16 protein-coding genes are annotated in these 15,647 nt (G+C 56.1%); 9 read left to right on the forward strand and 7 right to left on the reverse strand.

From position 1 onward, the window contains the following. The 6 genes from LKK40_RS09480 to LKK40_RS09505 all read right to left on the reverse strand — a co-directional run. Nucleotides 1-577 (reverse strand): aminotransferase class I/II-fold pyridoxal phosphate-dependent enzyme (locus tag LKK40_RS09480; protein ID WP_304310371.1); only part of this gene is annotated, 577 nt, incomplete at its 3' end. A 2-nt stretch (nucleotides 578-579) separates the two neighbouring features. Beyond that, on the reverse strand, nucleotides 580-2,001 hold the full coding sequence (locus LKK40_RS09485; protein ID WP_162000797.1) for an FAD-binding oxidoreductase: 1,422 nt from the start codon (nucleotides 1,999-2,001) through the stop codon (nucleotides 580-582). 92 nt (nucleotides 2,002-2,093) lie between these two features. Further along, entirely contained in the window at nucleotides 2,094-3,017 is a 924-nt protein-coding gene (locus LKK40_RS09490) for a MetQ/NlpA family ABC transporter substrate-binding protein (RefSeq protein WP_162000798.1), read from the reverse strand. Nucleotides 3,018-3,064: 47 nt separating this feature from the next. Then, nucleotides 3,065-3,751, reverse strand: coding sequence for a methionine ABC transporter permease (locus LKK40_RS09495; protein ID WP_152581521.1), 687 nt, complete (start codon nucleotides 3,749-3,751; stop codon nucleotides 3,065-3,067). Next, entirely contained in the window at nucleotides 3,748-4,809 is a 1,062-nt protein-coding gene (locus LKK40_RS09500; protein WP_152581522.1) for a methionine ABC transporter ATP-binding protein, read from the reverse strand. Before LKK40_RS09500 ends, LKK40_RS09495 begins: the two co-directional genes overlap by 4 nt. Nucleotides 4,810-4,841: 32 nt before the next feature. Continuing rightward, on the reverse strand, nucleotides 4,842-5,795 hold the full coding sequence (locus tag LKK40_RS09505) for a DUF1684 domain-containing protein (RefSeq protein WP_304310372.1): 954 nt from the start codon (nucleotides 5,793-5,795) through the stop codon (nucleotides 4,842-4,844). Nucleotides 5,796-6,201: 406 nt separating this feature from the next. Between LKK40_RS09505 and LKK40_RS09510 the strand changes: the two genes are divergently transcribed. The 5 genes from LKK40_RS09510 (at nucleotide 6,202) to LKK40_RS09530 (ending at nucleotide 10,781) form a co-directional block, all read left to right on the forward strand. Then, nucleotides 6,202-7,119: a transporter substrate-binding domain-containing protein gene (locus LKK40_RS09510; RefSeq protein ID WP_304310373.1), complete on the forward strand. Its 918-nt coding sequence runs from the start codon at nucleotides 6,202-6,204 to the stop codon at nucleotides 7,117-7,119. 105 nt (nucleotides 7,120-7,224) lie between these two features. Continuing rightward, the gene (locus tag LKK40_RS09515; protein WP_304310374.1) at nucleotides 7,225-8,067 is read left to right on the forward strand and encodes an amino acid ABC transporter permease; all 843 of its coding nucleotides are present in this window, start codon (nucleotides 7,225-7,227) and stop codon (nucleotides 8,065-8,067) included. A gap of 80 nt (nucleotides 8,068-8,147) precedes the next feature. After that, a complete protein-coding gene (locus LKK40_RS09520) occupies nucleotides 8,148-8,897 on the forward strand; it encodes an amino acid ABC transporter ATP-binding protein (RefSeq protein WP_304310375.1) in 750 nt (249 codons plus the stop codon). Nucleotides 8,898-8,900: 3 nt separating this feature from the next. After that, a complete protein-coding gene (locus LKK40_RS09525) occupies nucleotides 8,901-9,752 on the forward strand; it encodes a GNAT family N-acetyltransferase (protein ID WP_304310376.1) in 852 nt (283 codons plus the stop codon). Nucleotides 9,753-9,854: 102 nt separating this feature from the next. Beyond that, the gene (locus LKK40_RS09530; RefSeq protein WP_304310377.1) at nucleotides 9,855-10,781 is read left to right on the forward strand and encodes a DUF1684 domain-containing protein; all 927 of its coding nucleotides are present in this window, start codon (nucleotides 9,855-9,857) and stop codon (nucleotides 10,779-10,781) included. A gap of 210 nt (nucleotides 10,782-10,991) precedes the next feature. On the opposite strand, the gene LKK40_RS09535 is transcribed toward LKK40_RS09530, so the two are convergent. After that, on the reverse strand, nucleotides 10,992-11,390 hold the full coding sequence (locus LKK40_RS09535) for a helix-turn-helix domain-containing protein (RefSeq protein ID WP_152581529.1): 399 nt from the start codon (nucleotides 11,388-11,390) through the stop codon (nucleotides 10,992-10,994). A gap of 296 nt (nucleotides 11,391-11,686) precedes the next feature. Here LKK40_RS09535 and LKK40_RS09540 point away from each other — a divergent pair, with 296 nt between their 5' ends. The 4 genes from LKK40_RS09540 (at nucleotide 11,687) to LKK40_RS09555 (ending at nucleotide 15,607) form a co-directional block, all read left to right on the forward strand. Beyond that, complete coding sequence (locus tag LKK40_RS09540; RefSeq protein WP_152581530.1) at nucleotides 11,687-13,219, forward strand: ATP-binding protein; 1,533 nt, start codon at nucleotides 11,687-11,689, stop codon at nucleotides 13,217-13,219. Between the two features lie 298 nt (nucleotides 13,220-13,517). Then, on the forward strand, nucleotides 13,518-14,075 hold the full coding sequence (locus LKK40_RS09545) for a DUF1697 domain-containing protein (RefSeq protein WP_202613175.1): 558 nt from the start codon (nucleotides 13,518-13,520) through the stop codon (nucleotides 14,073-14,075). Between the two features lie 177 nt (nucleotides 14,076-14,252). Then, nucleotides 14,253-14,909 (forward strand): DJ-1/PfpI family protein, encoded by a 657-nt coding sequence (locus tag LKK40_RS09550; protein WP_152581531.1) that lies wholly within the window; start codon nucleotides 14,253-14,255, stop codon nucleotides 14,907-14,909. Next, nucleotides 14,906-15,607 carry a GNAT family N-acetyltransferase gene (locus LKK40_RS09555; protein ID WP_152581532.1) on the forward strand — a complete coding sequence of 234 codons (702 nt, stop codon included), beginning with the start codon at nucleotides 14,906-14,908 and terminating at the stop codon, nucleotides 15,605-15,607. Before LKK40_RS09550 ends, LKK40_RS09555 begins: the two co-directional genes overlap by 4 nt. Nucleotides 15,608-15,647: the final 40 nt, after the last annotated feature.

Here is a 15,647-nt window from a genome sequence, read left to right on the forward strand (position 1 = left end):
CGCCGCCACCAGGCCGTGTGGCACCCGGTATTGAAAGAATGCTGGCAGTGGGGTCGTCGCCCTCGGAGGTCCAGTCGAACGCGGAATAGCATTCATCCTGTACGATAATCGCGTTCAATTGGCGAGCGCGTTCTATGGCACGCTGCAAGTAATCACGCCCATTGATTGCGCCGTCAGGGTTTCGTGGCGAATTCAGCCAGATCAGCGAAGCATTTTCGGGCCATCGCTCGACATCGTCCTCGGCAATCACTTGCGCACCCACCAACGCGGCGCCCGCCTCATAGGTCGGATAGTGCAGCCGCGGGATGACGATGACGCTGGAAGAATCAAGGCCAAGCCACAGCGGCAGCAGGCCGATAAGCATCTTCGTTCCGGCGACAGGAAGCACGGATGTATCATCAATGTCCATCACGCCTCGTGTCGTTCTATACCAATTCGCACACGCTGCTCGGCATTCCGGCAGACCTCGTGCCGATATATATCGGTGCGCGTTATATCCTCGTTCCAGCGCAGCTTTCACGCTGGGAGGCACAGGATCCACCGGGGAGCCGATTCGCAAATCGATGTCATCACGCATGGTCAGTCTTTCTTTCCGTCTTCCGCATCAAGCCATTTCCCCGGATTAAGGATATTGTCCGGGTCGAAAACCTGTTTGATGCCACGCTGCAATTTCATATTGGCCTCGCCGAGCTGCCGAGGTAGACGAGCGGCGAGTTCAAGCCCGACGCCATGCTCACCGGTCAGCGTCCCGCCGACGGCGAGCGCCGCCTCGAACAGCCTGCTCTGCGCCCGTTTCACTCGTTCTGATATATCGCTGGATTCTGCTTCGCTGGCGGGAATCTGGAAGAATCGAGTGTGGATATTCCCATCCCCAGCATGCGCGATCGCCGTGTACGAAAGCCCTTCCTGACGAGCGATGGCAATCACGGTGCCGAACATGGTCGATTCCGCAGATCTCGGCACTGCCACATCGCCATGGGTGCGAATCGCCTCTCGCGGGAGCCGCGGTCGTGATTTCCTCAGATTCAGCAAGTCAACATTGTCGCCTTGTGCATCACGCGCATCAATAATGATCCCCTGACTGTCTCGCAACAGCGACGTCACACGCTCGATTTCGCTGTCGATGTCCGATCCGTCAATCTGCACAAGAACCATGGCCCCTTCAACGGCAAAACGCGCATACTTTGGTTGGGCGGCCAGCAGTTGCGGCACTTCCATGAGTTCAAGGACGGCGGGCGCAACATTATGCTCGAAAAGACCGTTGATTGCAGAACATGCTGCCTGTATGCCAGAGAAAACAGCTCCCACGGTTTTGATTTCCGCTGGAATCGACCGCAATCGCACGGTCGCCTCGGTCACCACTCCAAGCAAGCCCTCCGAACCCACGAATAATCCGGTAAGGTCAAGCCCTGCAACATTCTTGATGACGCCTTTACCGGTCTCGATGACACTGCCATCGGCCAGAACCACTTGCAGCGACAGCACATTGTCCCTCGTTACGCCATACTTGACGCAATGAAGGCCGCCAGCATTCGTGGCGATGTTCCCGCCAATGCTCGAAACAGCGGAACTCGCAGGATCCGGAGCATAAAACAGTCCGTATTGGGATGCTGCATCGGAGATGGCATCGGTGATTACACCGGCCTGCACCCGTGCCGTCATACCGATAGGGTCAATCTTGCGGATGGTGTTTAGCCTTTCCGTGCTGAGCACGAATCCTTGCCTGACCGGTATTGCACCGCCAACGAGGCCGGTGCCGGAGCCCCGTGTCGTCACAGGGATCCGATAGGTATTACAGACACGAAGGATGCTCTGCACCTCAGCGGTCGTCTCGGGCAGCAATACGGCCGCAATAAGGCGAGCATCACCGCTGAATGCGGATTTGTCTTCAGCATACGGCGCCGTCGCTGACGGATCCGTCTCGATATCCTCGTCCTGCAATGCGTTCCGAATTTCGAGAAGCGCCTTGTCTATTATCGTTTCAGTGACTGCAGCTGCCATGCACATGCCTTCTGACTATGCCCTGTGAAGCAAGCCGAACGAAAGGCATGGGACCCGGGTCCCATGCCTTTCCTGACTTATCTCCCCTCATTTCACGCGTATTGCTTCAAATCAACAGCGTTGCCCTGATTATCGACAGGAACGAGCGCGTTGCCATACTCCTTGACGTAGGCCTTGTACACTCGCGGCGAGTGATAGGCTTCGACAACCTTTTTGTACGTAGGGTTGTTGAGATTCTCCTTGAGCACGGTGAACATAATGATGTACTGTCGTTGCTCGGGATATTTCTTAAAGTCAGTCGATTCTCCCCATAGCGCCGATTTAAGATCGAGTTTTGCATCATATGCCTGGGTGGTCAGCACAAAACCTGCATCCACATCATCAAGCGTTCTCACCTGCAGTTGTGTGGTGATTTCCTTGAACTTCAGATTTTTCGGATTGCTCGTTATGTTTCGAGGAGTGGGGTATGGAACCGTCATATCGACCTTTATCAATCCCATCGTCTGCAGATTGTACAAGGCACGTGCCTGATTGGACGTATCCGAGGGAATCGAAATAGTGGCACCATCGGGAATCGCCGCGACAGATTTGTATTTATGAGAATACAACGACGACCCCTGCATATGAATATAGCCGAGTCTGACAACGTCGTTGAATGGAGGGTTCTTTTTCTGGGCCGCCTTCAGCGCAGCGGAATGGATGGTCGCGGCGATATCGACATCGTGATCGACCAGCAGCTGGCTCGTGTCAGTAGACGTGTCATATGTGCTGGTTACGACTTTGATTTTGTCTCCGCGGGCTGCGAGTTCCTGATTCAGCGCATCATAGATAATCTTATAAGGTGCTCTCAAAGCCACTTTGACGACTTTCTCCCCTGAGCTGCCGCATCCGGCCAAGGACAGCGCAAATAGCGTCAGCACGGCAAAAGCCGCAAACACCTTCTGGAACAGGTGCCGGCCCAGCCTGTAGCTACGGGTTCGAACGCCGTTGCTGGAATCGAAAATATTGTTATTCATGAGTGGATGCTCCATTTTTGTTGTGATATATGTGTTGTGATGCATATTCATTGGTGATGAGTCGATAGTTTGAGGGTCAGATTTCCAAGCAGCTGCAAGAAGTATACGATGGCGACGAGGAGGAACAGGGTGACCAGTGCGATGTCAAACATGTACTGGGAGAAACCATACTGAATGGCCATCTGGCCGAGGCCTCCGCCGCCTACCGCACCGGCCATCGCAGAGAGATTGACCTGGGAGATAGCCATCAGCGTCGTAATCCGTATCAAGCTGAATCGTGATTCGCGCAGCAGCACGGATGATACGATCGCCGGGCGCGTCAGACCAATGGATTGCGCCATTTCGATCTTCCCCGGATCGACCTCCAGCAGTGCCTGCTCGACTTGGCGTGCGAAAAAGGGAATATGCCCGATCACCATCGGCACGATGGCACCTCGCACTCCTATGCCCGTCCCCACGATTATGCGCGTGACCGGAAGCAGCATGGTGATGAGCACGATGAATGGGATCGATCTCATGAAGTTGACGATTTTGGGTATGATCGCATTCAGCGCGCTGTTTTCGTAAATATGCCCCGGCGAGATCACTACGAGCAGGATGCCAAGCAACGTGCCCAGCACCACCACGAAGGCGAAGGAGATCGCAACCATGACGACGGTCTGCCAAAAACTGGTGACAATATCATCGCCATACATGATGACGTTGGGGAAATAATGTTCGAAGAAAGCGCTCATAGCTCTTCTCCCGCCTGGTTGATGCGTATGCAGGACACCTGCGATTGCCTGGCGAATTGGAACAACGAAGCCAGCTGATCCGCGTTTCCCCTGACAAGCACATACAGATTGCCGAGCGGGGCGCTTCCTATCATCCTGACACTGCCATAGATGATGCTGATCTGAATGCCGAATTTCTGCGAAGCTTCGGAAATGAACGCCTGGTACGCTTCGTCTCCATAGAACAGAAAGCGCACAATCCACGCGCCCTCGCTCACGAGATTCGTCACATACGGGCTGCGCAGGCTCTCGGCGGCCTCTTTAGTCTGGAAGAAGCTGTCTACGAAACCGCGCGTCACCGCATGCTTGGGTTGCTTGAAGATATCAACCGTGGCGCCACGTTCCACAAGCGTGCCTTCGTTAACAACCGCCACATTGCTGCATATTCGCGTCACTACGCTCATCTCATGGGTGATGAGCATGATTGTTATGCCGTGCGTTTCGTTGAGCTGGCGGAGCAGTTCGAGAATTGAGTCAGTCGTTTCCGGATCCAAGGCCGACGTCGGCTCATCGCACAGCAGGATGTCGGGTTCATTGGCCATGGCTCTAGCTATGGCGACCCTTTGCCGCTGCCCGCCGGAAAGCTGAGAAGGGTAGCTGTCGCTCCTGTGGGCGAGCCCGACCTCCTCCAAAAGGAGACTCACTCGTTCAGACGTCTTTGCACGCCCCAGCTTTCTTGCCGGAAGCGCAAGCTCGATATTCTTCTGCACAGTCGCGTTGTCGAGCAGATTGAAATTCTGGAAAATCATGCCGATTTTCTTGCGCCTCAGACGCAGCTCTTCTCTCGACAGCGCAGCGATATCTTCGCCTTGCACTCTGACCACGCCTTGCGTCGGGCGCTCCAAACCGTTGACGCAGCGTACCAGCGTGCTTTTACCTCCGCCGCTGTGCCCGATGACTCCGTAGATCGTGCCTCGTTCGATACTCAAGGAGACATCATGAAGCGCAGTGACAGTTCCGCCGCGCGTCGCAAACGTTTTGGTCACATCCTGTATCTCTATGGCGGGTTCATTCGTCATGAGCACAACCTTTCCGCGTTACCAGCAGCCGCTCACTCCAACGAGCCGAAGACGGCGGGCTTCTTTTCACCGGCTTCGATCGCGAGCGGCAGCGTGTTCTGTAAGGGCGCGAAGGGGCAGGTGCAGAACACGGTGAACGCGCAGGGAAGGTTCATCGAACGGTTGAAATCGACGTAGCTGACCGAAGCAGGGTCGCTGTTGTCGAAGCCGATGACCCGTGCGCCGCCATAGCTCTCGTGGCCTGATGTCTTGTCGCGGAACAGGACGTGGCCTTCGTTGGTGATGTTCGCGCGGTTGTTGAGGTAGATGTACTCGCCCGTCGCTTCATCGATGCGGCGTGCGCCGGAATCGTCGTTATGCACCTCGAAGACGATCAGATCACGCTTGTCGCCATCGAAATCAACATGCAGAATTCCGATGGATGTCTCGTCATGCGACAATTCGCCAGCGACTGCGCCAACAGTCACATCCTCATGCTGCTCGGCCGGCTCGAACTTCGCCGGGAACACCCACCGCTGGTCCGGTTCGAAAGAGGGAATGCTCTGCAATTGCCCGATGCCGGCGGAGTGCGGGTCGCGTATGCGGATGGCGAATTGATGCTGCACGCCGATTCGTTTGATGAGCTGCGCCCGAACGTCGCCGTTATAGAAATCCTCTAAGTTAAAATCGCCCTTTTCGGGCACGTTGATGCGCACCGGCTCGCTCACAGGTGCATCGTGATTCGTGATGACAATGCCATCATCCTCCGGAGGCGTATAGATTACCGCGTCGCCCTGCTGCAGCCACGTTCCCGGGAAGCCGTCAAGCGTTTTCGGCTCCCCGTTTTCCAGCCAGTCGATGCTGGTGAGCGAAAGCCAGCCATACGGCTCCTTCATATAGTCTTCGCGCAGACGCCGCCATTCCTCCCACTCCTTGCGGAACTCCTCGGGACTTTGATGCTTGATGTCGTCATAGCTGACGGAAGCGGGGCGTGAAAACAATTCCATGGAAAATCCTTTGTGTACAGACCAACTGCTGTAGGTCAATGATGATTCAACGACGCAGGACAGCCGAACAGTCCAAATAATCGGCCAGCCACAGCTATGCACCGCTAGTTTTCTGCCGAAGATATCTCATGTCACCACGAGAATTGCGTAGAACGGTATACATATTCCTTATACAAGGCTCTTCGGGCGTTCCGGCGCATACCTTTTACCTCAGCAGCAATATCCACCGAGCCGATCGCCAAGATAACTGCCTATAGATAACGGCTATAGGCACGCCGATTTGCGCAACTCGGAGCACTTCTATAGTGAACGCAACGCACATGGCACCAGCATGCACTCCGTCAACGCGGTTCAGTCACTCTTGGTGCTATGCAACAACGTGCGGCACAAGAAGAAGGAGAAAGCCATGTTTTCGCGCAAATTCGGAACGAAACAACGAGGGAGGGCGGCGGCGGCCGTCGTGCTCGCGGCCCTCATGGTCATGACCTCGGCATGCGGCCAACGCGGCGATGCAAGCGGCGAGGCGCAGTCCGCCAATGCGGTCAAAACCATAACAGTTGCGACCTCCGGCAACCCGGCTCCCATGACCTATGCCGACAAAAACGGGAATCTCACAGGATATGAAATCGAGTTGCTCAAGGAAGTCGACAAGCTCACGCCGCAGTATAAGTTCAACTATGAGAAAGTGGATTTCCAAGGTATCACGGCGGGAATCGACAGCGGCAAATACCAGATAGGCGCAAACTTCTATAACTACACACCCGAACGCGCACAGAAGTTCATCTTCTCGAAATACCCGCATTACCGCGACAGCGCCTCCGTCCTAGCGAAGCCCGGATTCTCGGAAACGCACAAGTTCACCAAGCTCTCCGACCTCGGCGGATACACTGTTCCATCAGATCAGACAGGCTCAGCATGGGAAGTCTTCGTAGAAGACTTCAATAAGCTCTTCCCCAATAAGCCGTTGAACATCGTGTATACGGGCGTGGATCACGCCACACGTCTGCGCCAGATCAGCCAAGGGCAATTCGATTTCGGCTATGGCGGCAGATTCCACCAGAAGGTCTACGCCACGGATCTCGGTGTCAAAGTCGAGTACATCGCCATACCCGATAGCGCGGCGCAAAACGATGAACAGAAGCAGTTGCTCAAATCGCTGCGGCAGGAGACCTACTTCCTGTTCCCGAAAACCGCTGATGGTCAGAAGCTTTCGGACGCAGTCGACAAGGCCCTCGTCACACTCCACCAGAACGGCACGATGCAGAAGCTCTCCAAGCACTACTTGGGCTATGACATGACTGGTACGAAGGCTGACTGGGCATAACCGCATACACATACGCATACGCTTGCGCGGCGAACAACTCCAACAGTTTCAAATAGTTCCAACGGCTCTTAGCTCTGATGATTGAGAGCGGGAAAGGATATGCCGATGCCCGATATTTTCGACGCTTCGTACATCTGGTCCGACATTCCGGCGATTCTGTCCGGATTGCCCGTGACGATGGAAATCGTCATCGTTTCGACCATTTTCGGCTGGATCTTCGGCCTTGCGCTCGCCTTGGTCAAGATGTACAGGCCGCCGGTGCTGTACCAGCTCTGCGGGATATTCGTGTCTTTCACTCGCGGAACTCCGGAGCTGGTGCAGCTGTTCCTAGCCTTCTACGGGATTCCGGTTATCTTGCAGTACACGAATTACTACTGGGGCACCGGCATCAGCGTTAACGGCATCCCCAAGATGCTGTTCGTCCTCGTCGCCTTCACGAATATCACCGCAGCATATTCCGCCGAATCATTCAGAGCGACGCTGCAAGGCGTGGACAAGGGCCAGATGGAAGCGGCGCTTTCCACCGGGCTGTCGAAATTCACCGCCTATCGCAAAATCGTCATCCCGCAGGCGCTTGTCGTCGCCATTCCTTCCCTCGGATCCCAGTTCGTGAGCATGCTCAAAGGCACGTCTCTGGCGTTCGTCGTCTCCGTGGTCGATATGACCTCGGCCGGTCAGCTTGCCGCCTCACGCACCTACCGATTCCTGGAAATGTACATCGCCCTCGCGCTGTGCTACTGGATCCTCTCGGGCGCTTTTTCCGCGCTTTTCCGCTGGATCGAGCAACGGCTCAAGCGCAACGAACGGACGATAACCGACAACGATGCGCCGGAGTGGGAGCCTGCACAAGCTACGACGACAGCCATTGCGGGCAATTCGTCAACAGTGGCTGTCGACATTGCACCGGTAGCGGCGACACCAGCGTTTGCCAAGGCAACGCTCGGGTAGGAACCACTGCGACTCGCAAAACTCTCTTACCCTTCACAGCAATGTTCACAGCAATGTCATCAGTCTTAAGGAACAGCACTATGGTTGTCAGAATTTCCGATTTGCGCAAACGCTTCGACAAGAACGAAGTCCTGCGCGGGGTGAGCATCGAAGTGCCGGACGGCAAGGTAATCGGCCTTATCGGCTCCTCCGGCGCGGGAAAATCCACGCTGCTACGGTGTACGAATTTCCTTGAGTCACCCGATTCCGGGACGCTTGAATTTGATGGCAATGTCGTGGATACCACGCATGCCAGCAAACAGCAGGTTCAGGAGCTGCGCAAGCAGACCGCCATGGTGTTCCAGAACTTCAATCTCTACAAGCTCAGCACCGCGACGGAGAACATCGAGCTCGCGCTCACTCACGCCAAGCATTACGCCCCCAAAAAGGCGCATGAGGCGTCGCTAGAATTCCTGAACAAGGTCGGGCTGTATGCCAAGCGCAACAGCTTCCCCGATCAGCTTTCCGGCGGACAGCAGCAGCGCGTCGCCTTGGCGCGAGCCGCCGTGCTGCGACCCAAGCTCATGCTGCTGGACGAACCGACGTCCGCCCTGGACCCCGAAAACATCGGCGAAGTGCTCAAGGTTATCAAGAACCTGGCCGATGAAGGGCAATCCATGCTGATCGCATCGCATGAGATGAACTTCCTGCGTCGCATCTGCGACCATGTCGTTTTCATGGATCAAGGCGTTGTGAAAGAGGAAGGCTCAGCCGACCAGATATTCAACCATCCCAAGGAAGACCGCACCCGGCAATTCCTGTCCGGGGTCACACCCCAAGAGGAGGCATAACGCATGTCGTTTGCAAGCATCGCCGCAGCAACCGCGGAGGAAACTCAGATCGAGACGAACCTTGAGGCGGATGACTCGCAGCCCAAGCAATCCGAACAGGAGCGCCCGAGCTCAATCACATTACGTCTGGCACGGGTGGAGGACGCCCGCGATATCGCGCAATTCTATGCCCACTATGTCACCGAAACGGCTATCAATTTCGAATACGATATACCCCCCAAAGAGGAGTTCGCCAAGCGCATCGAACTCGTTTCTACGCGCTACCCATTCATCGTCGCCGATCTCAACGGGTCGCAAGTCGTGGGATATGCCTTCGCTCATCCTATGGGAGAGCGGCCGGCCTACGGCTGGTCCGCCGATATGTCTATCTATCTTGACGCTGATTTCCGTGGGCATCGCATAGGGTCAGCCCTTTACCAAGCGTTGGAAGCCCTGCTGAAAGCACAGCACGTCGTCAGTCTGTTCTCCTGCATCACCGTTCGCCGCGATGATTCGCTGGCCGACATCGGCGGATTGCCACCGCAGCTTGACGACGTGGCCGGTGACGATAGCAACGGCAACGGTACTGCGGGTACTGGCAACGGTGTTAACTCCACTGTAAGGACCGGTATTCACGACCCACATCTGCCAGATACCAGCCCCAGATTCCATGCGGCGCTGGGCTACAAGCCCGTCGGGCGAAATTATGCAGCCGGCTACAAATTGGGCACCTGGTACGACAAGCTCTGGATGGAAAAACCCTTGCGCCCTTTGGAAGCCAAACCCGAGCCGATCGTTCCTATTACCGAGCTCTCCAAGGAGCTGATCGCCAAAGCGCTGGAAGACGGCACGCAGCTCATCCGGCAACGCGACTAGCCACACAATCACGCATCACAACCACATATCGCACCACAAGACCGTAACAACACCACTAACAAACAACACACAATGTAAGGAACACACCACAAAGGGGTCATCATGACTACATATCAGGATATCCAAAACCTCAGCGACGACGAGTACACCGCGCTATGGAACAAACTGCGCGAGGCGCGGGAGGCCCAGCTCAACTCTGAATATGGCTGGCTTTCGCTGCGCAGCATCGACTGGCTGAGCGACAACGCCACCATCACCATCGATGGCTTCCCCGGGCAGTGGTCGCAGCAGGGCAACACCGTGATATACACGCCGGAGCCGGGCAAGGACGTGGTGAACCACGGCGAGGTGCTGACCGAGCCCAAGGAGATCACCGTCGATATCACCGCTGACGTGAATGTGGAGGACTTCGACTACGAAGGAGTCCGCGCCCAGCTGATCAAGCGCATCGGGTCGAGCAGGACCTTCGCGGTGCGCCAGCGCGACCCGAATTCGATCACTCGCCAGCGATTCGCAGGAATCCCGCATTTCAAGCCCGACAAGCGCTGGGTCGTTCCCGCGCGCTACGTGCCGCTGCCGCAATGGGAGAACGTCGAGACCTCCGCCGTGCTGGGCGACCTGTCCCACAACGAAACCGCCATCGGCGATCTGTATGTCGAAGTCGACGGCAAAGAGCACCGAATCGTCGTCCTGCAGGGGCATAACGACGATTCGGCCTGGATCAAGGTCGACGAGAAAACCGGCAAGAAAGCCTACCTGGACAACCGCCAGAACACGAAGGACTACGGCTTCATCCTCCTGCGCGACGCCACTTCCGGCAAGGAGACATACGGCGGCGGGCGAGCTCTTCACCTTGATTTCACCGACCCCGACGGCATCACCTACCTCGATTTCAACCAGACAGGGAACCTGCCCTGCGCGTTCACCTACTTCTGCACCTGCCCCTTCGCGCCCGAAGAAAACAACTTCGACTTCGCCATCACCGCCGGCGAAAAGACCCCAACCATCATCGACACTCCTGCTGAGTAATGAGTAGGCGTTAGCTCACTTGGGGAACCTTTCAAACCGTTTGGACTAGGACTAACCTCCAATTGAACGGATTCGGACATTCTCGGCGTGAGAATGTCCGAATCCGTTCAAAAGGCCTCATCGGCAAGGCAAAGCATCGGGTCAAGCAACCACGTCCGCATAAAAATGTTTGCATCGATGACGACTCTTCTCACGATTCCAGTCCCTTGCCTACCGAGTTTTCAAGGGCAACGAGGCTGGATCGATATCATACAGACCCAGATTATCGGCCAAATCGCGAGCCTCCTGCAAGTGAGCCTTTCGATGCATCTGCGCATCTCGGTAAGCAAGCACGTCCTCGCGAGCTACCATGCGCCGACCTGACTGTCCGTTGCGGAAGAACGGTAGACGTCCGGCGTCGAGAATACGTGCGACCGTACGCGCTGACATCTGCAGAATTTCAGCCGCCTCGCCGGTCGTAATCAACGACTGATTATCCGAAGCCGCTTCGGCTGCCTGCAGAGCAGCTTCGAAAGCCGAGCGATCCAGACGGTAGGTCTTGCCGTCACCCTGCAGAACATAGGGCGTATCCGGCTGCACCACTGCCTTATCAATCACCACCATGCTCATGATGACCTCCTTGGGGCGTATTCGAAACGCAATACGGTCATTATATCAAAAACGGCAAAATTGACAATACGGACAAAACTGACTTATTCGAATTCCTGTAATTGGAGGCATACTACGAATTACCCCTCCCCGAAGCCTCTCTTACCAGCCAAGAACCGTCTTCGAACCTAGGAAGTTACTTAGGAAGCAACCTTGTAACCTAGGAAGAATACTTAGGAACCTAGGAAGTTTTGATATACTAGCTTCCTAGGTAATGCAGAATATACTGTAGCGGCGAAACACATAAGGCAGGGGCTATGTTCTCGAGAATCTCCACCGACGCGGAGTTGGCAGCAGCTATTGCCGTTATGAAAGAAGCCGGCACAGATCTGGCGGATTATGAAATCAAAGACGCCAAAGGCGGATTCCCCTCCTCCGTTGTGGAATCAATGGTGGCTTTCGCAAACACTACAGGCGGCGTTATCATTCTGGGCATTTCTGAAAAGACATTTCACGCAGTGGATGTCGATGTCAGGAAACTGCAAAGTCAGCTGGCCCAAGCAGCACGGGATCTGATCAGCCCCGCCATATTCGCCGATATCCAAGTGCTGAACTATGAGCGCAAACCCATCGTGGTGGCAAATATCCCAGAATTGGATGCGCGGCAGAAACCCTGCTACATCAAGCGATATGGAAGACCAGAAGGTTCGTATCTGCGAACCGGCGACGGCGATTACAAACTGACCATGTACGAAATCGACCGTTTCATGGAAAATCAGTATCGCACGGCGCGCAATGACATTGCGATCGTCGACGACGCAACCATCGAGGATTTCGATAGAAAACTGCTATCTGGCTGGCTGGATATTCAGCGAAGCGGATCTTTCGGCGGCACCGCCTCAATGACGGACGAGCAGCTGATGACGAATCGCCGTGTCGTGGCCTATGATGCACAAGGCGTTGCACGGCCTACAATTGCCGGACTGTTTGCGCTCGGCGCATTCCCTCAGAAATTCTTCCCTCGCTTGAACATTGTGTTTTCAGCCTTCCCCACTGCAATCAAAGGAGACGCCTCCACAGGAGGGCATCGGTTTGTAGATTCAGAAAACATCGACGGCCCTATCCCGGTCATGCTCGTAGCGGCGCTGCGTGCTGTCTCACGCAATATTCGACACGGTGCGCTCATCAAAGGTGCCCTGCGCGAGGATGTGCCCGAGTACCCGCTTGATGCGATCAGGGAAGCAGTTGCGAACGCCTTGATGCACCGCGATTATTCGCTCGACGCCCAAGGTGCGCCCGTCCGGGTGGAACTGTATCCAGACCGCTTGGAAATCATCAATCCCGGCGGTCTGTTCGGACCTCTCACCGTTGATGAACTCGGGAAGAAAGGCAGTACGCAATCCAGGAATCAGTTCCTTTCCAGGATTCTGGAAGACACCCCGTACACGGACATCGATGGGCAGACAGGGCACGTGGTTGAGAATCGCGGCACCGGGTACGCGATCATCAAGGGCTCTCTGGCCGATGCGCTGATGCCGCCTCCAATCCCAGTCAGCTCATTAAGCGAATTCCGCATTATCTTCGGGCATCGCAAGATGACCGAACAGGAAGGCGCTTCTTACTCGCACGACAATATGAGATCGGCCATACTGGCCTACCTAGCGGAAAGGCAAAGCGCCAGCACCTCTGAACTGGCGAACGCCGCCGGAGTCTCCACCAAAACCATTCGTGATTATATTTCCCAACTGATGGAGGAAGGACTTGTGGAAGGCATCGGATCCAAATACAGCCCGAAACGCCGTTATCGGCTTATCGCATCGCACGGAGAGACGAGCAGCGTCGCCAATTAACCGACTAATCGACCGTGCGCCACAACGAACCTAGGAAGTTACTTAGGAAGTAACCTTGGAACCTAGGAAGAATACTTAGGAACCTAGGAAGTTGGTAGGGTTTAGCTTCCTAGGTACTTCCTAGGTTCCACGGCAGGAGTTAACTAGGTAATGGGCGGCAGAACTGAGTTGCCAGCCAATGCCCCGCTTCACTGCGATCGCGCCCTCATGTCGCGGATATCGGTCAGACTCGTTGTCATCCACACCGACAGCATCCATACCGACGAGAACCGGTGAAACCAAGCGAAAGGAGCCACACATGGTCATGAAGCGGTATGCGGCGCTCCTTCGCGGTGTCAATGTGGCGGGCCATAGGCGCGTGGCTATGGCTGAGCTGCGAGCGCTGCTGGAACGTCTCGGATATCAGCGCGTCGTCACATATCTGCAGAGCGGACAGGTCGCCTTTGATGCTGAAGGCTGCCTCGATGATGTGCTTGCGGCTCGAATCAGCCAAGCGCTGGCCGACGAATATGGTTCCGCTGTCGATGTGATTGTGCGGGACCATGATTACTTTGACGCAATTGTCTCGCACTGCCCGTTTCCCGCAGGCGAATACGCACCCAAACAGCTCCATGTCATTTATCGTTCGGCCCAGCCCGACCCGGCGCGGCTTGATCAGATCGACGCTACCGCATTGTTGCCCGAGCGATTCGCCGTGGGCGACCGAGCCATCTATCTCCTGCTGCCGGGCGGCATTGGCCGCTCCAAACTCGCCGCGCAACTCGTGCAGCCGCGCATTCTGGAATCCGGCATAATCGCCACGGTTCGCAATTGGAACACGGTCACGAAACTCGCAGCAATGACCGACGAGAAATAAGCGCGACGTAAACGGCCGGTACACCGTATCGTTCATCGCAGCGCAATCGGAACCGTCGTCGGTTTCGCCGCTTGATTTACGAAGCTCTACCACGACCGCGTGCGCTACCTCTGCCCAGCCTGTCACGCCCCATGCCATAATGAGCCTCAACACAAAGGCATGGAAAGGGTGCATCACATGGAATGCTTAGATATCGCGGTGTTGCTGTTCGAGGGGTTCGAGCCACTGGATGCGTTCGGGCCGGTGGAAATGCTGGGATATCTTGGCAAAATCGACGGGTCGCCGGCCGAGACCCGGCTGCGTTTCGTGTCGCAGCAGGGCGGATTGGTGCACGGCAGCTATGGCGTACCCGTGCAGACGACGCCGGTTTCGAGCGACGACAAACCTGACGTGCTGCTGGTTCCTGGTGGAGGCGGCACGCGCCCGCTGAGCAAGGATGCCGACTTCATCGCCATGCTCGACTCCTTGGCATCACGCTGCGAGCATTGCCTGACGGTCTGCACCGGTTCGGCGCTGCTCGCAGCGACCGGTCAGCTCGACGGGCGGTGCGCAACCTCGAACAAGCGCGCCCTGAATTGGGTGAAATCCGTGCGGCCGCAGGTCAACTGGCAAAATCAAGCCCGATGGTCGAGCGATGGAAAATACGTCACTTCATCGGGCATAAGCGCCGGCATCGATATGGCGCTGGGCTGGATCGCCGGGCAGTATGGCGTCGAACTCGCGCGACGCATCGCCGAGCACACCGAGTACCGCTGGACCGAAGACCCGCACGATGACCCCTTCGCAGTTGAGCCATCGTCTTCTCCTGCCGGTCAAACGAGCAACCAAGCATGAGCAGCACGGAATTCACCAACGCCGAGTCTATCGCTACACATTCTTCCGCCGCCGAGTCCAACGACGTGCCCTTCGTCGCTCAGTCCGATGCCATCGAATCAGTCAGCAATGAATCCACCAACACCGAGCGGCTGCTTCTTCAACGCCCGACTATGGAGGATTTGAACGAACTCCATGCGCTGCACGCCGATCTGCGCGTGTGGACGCATCTGCCCAGCGGCGTTCACACGTCAATCGGCCAGACTCGGACTATGCTGCTCGAATGGCTCGCCGATTGGGAACGCGATGGCATCGGCTACTGGGTTGCGCGAAACACGCAAGGCGAGTTTATCGGAGTCGGCGGCGTGCGTCTGATTGCAGCCGCCGCATCACTGCATTCTGCATCGAAACGCCCCGAGTCGAAGCAATCCTCCTACATTGGGTGGAATATCTACTATCGGCTTACGCCCGCGCGATGGCATCGCGGCTACGCGACTGAAATCGCGCGCAAGGCGCTGCAGACAGCACACACCCTGCACCCCGAAATGCCCGTTTTCATCAACGCCCTGGAACGCAACACGGCATCATGCAGCATCGCACTTCGTCTCGGATTCGCGCTCGCGCACAAAGACACCGACCCAGCCGCCGACAATCTGCTCCGCTGCCTCTACACAGACCGCCCCGTTGACGACTCAACAATCCGCGCCTTCCTGGGTTGACATATACCGCAGCCGCCTATCTCAACCCTCGGAATCACCG

The organism is Bifidobacterium tibiigranuli (assembly GCF_022655035.1).
GTDB classification, from domain to species: Bacteria; Actinomycetota; Actinomycetes; order Actinomycetales; family Bifidobacteriaceae; genus Bifidobacterium; species Bifidobacterium tibiigranuli_A.

Coding starts and splice junctions, on each gene's coding strand:
- LKK40_RS09485 (WP_162000797.1), bottom strand. CDS start 2,001: ATGGCAGCTGCAGTCACTGAAACGATAATAGACAAGGCGCTTCTCGAA.
- LKK40_RS09490 (WP_162000798.1), bottom strand. CDS start 3,017: ATGAATAACAATATTTTCGATTCCAGCAACGGCGTTCGAACCCGTAGC.
- LKK40_RS09495 (WP_152581521.1), bottom strand. CDS start 3,751: ATGAGCGCTTTCTTCGAACATTATTTCCCCAACGTCATCATGTATGGC.
- LKK40_RS09500 (WP_152581522.1), bottom strand. CDS start 4,809: ATGACGAATGAACCCGCCATAGAGATACAGGATGTGACCAAAACGTTT.
- LKK40_RS09505 (WP_304310372.1), bottom strand. CDS start 5,795: ATGGAATTGTTTTCACGCCCCGCTTCCGTCAGCTATGACGACATCAAG.
- LKK40_RS09510 (WP_304310373.1), top strand. CDS start 6,202: ATGTTTTCGCGCAAATTCGGAACGAAACAACGAGGGAGGGCGGCGGCG.
- LKK40_RS09515 (WP_304310374.1), top strand. CDS start 7,225: ATGCCCGATATTTTCGACGCTTCGTACATCTGGTCCGACATTCCGGCG.
- LKK40_RS09520 (WP_304310375.1), top strand. CDS start 8,148: ATGGTTGTCAGAATTTCCGATTTGCGCAAACGCTTCGACAAGAACGAA.
- LKK40_RS09525 (WP_304310376.1), top strand. CDS start 8,901: ATGTCGTTTGCAAGCATCGCCGCAGCAACCGCGGAGGAAACTCAGATC.
- LKK40_RS09530 (WP_304310377.1), top strand. CDS start 9,855: ATGACTACATATCAGGATATCCAAAACCTCAGCGACGACGAGTACACC.
- LKK40_RS09535 (WP_152581529.1), bottom strand. CDS start 11,390: ATGAGCATGGTGGTGATTGATAAGGCAGTGGTGCAGCCGGATACGCCC.
- LKK40_RS09540 (WP_152581530.1), top strand. CDS start 11,687: ATGTTCTCGAGAATCTCCACCGACGCGGAGTTGGCAGCAGCTATTGCC.
- LKK40_RS09545 (WP_202613175.1), top strand. CDS start 13,518: ATGGTCATGAAGCGGTATGCGGCGCTCCTTCGCGGTGTCAATGTGGCG.
- LKK40_RS09550 (WP_152581531.1), top strand. CDS start 14,253: ATGGAATGCTTAGATATCGCGGTGTTGCTGTTCGAGGGGTTCGAGCCA.
- LKK40_RS09555 (WP_152581532.1), top strand. CDS start 14,906: ATGAGCAGCACGGAATTCACCAACGCCGAGTCTATCGCTACACATTCT.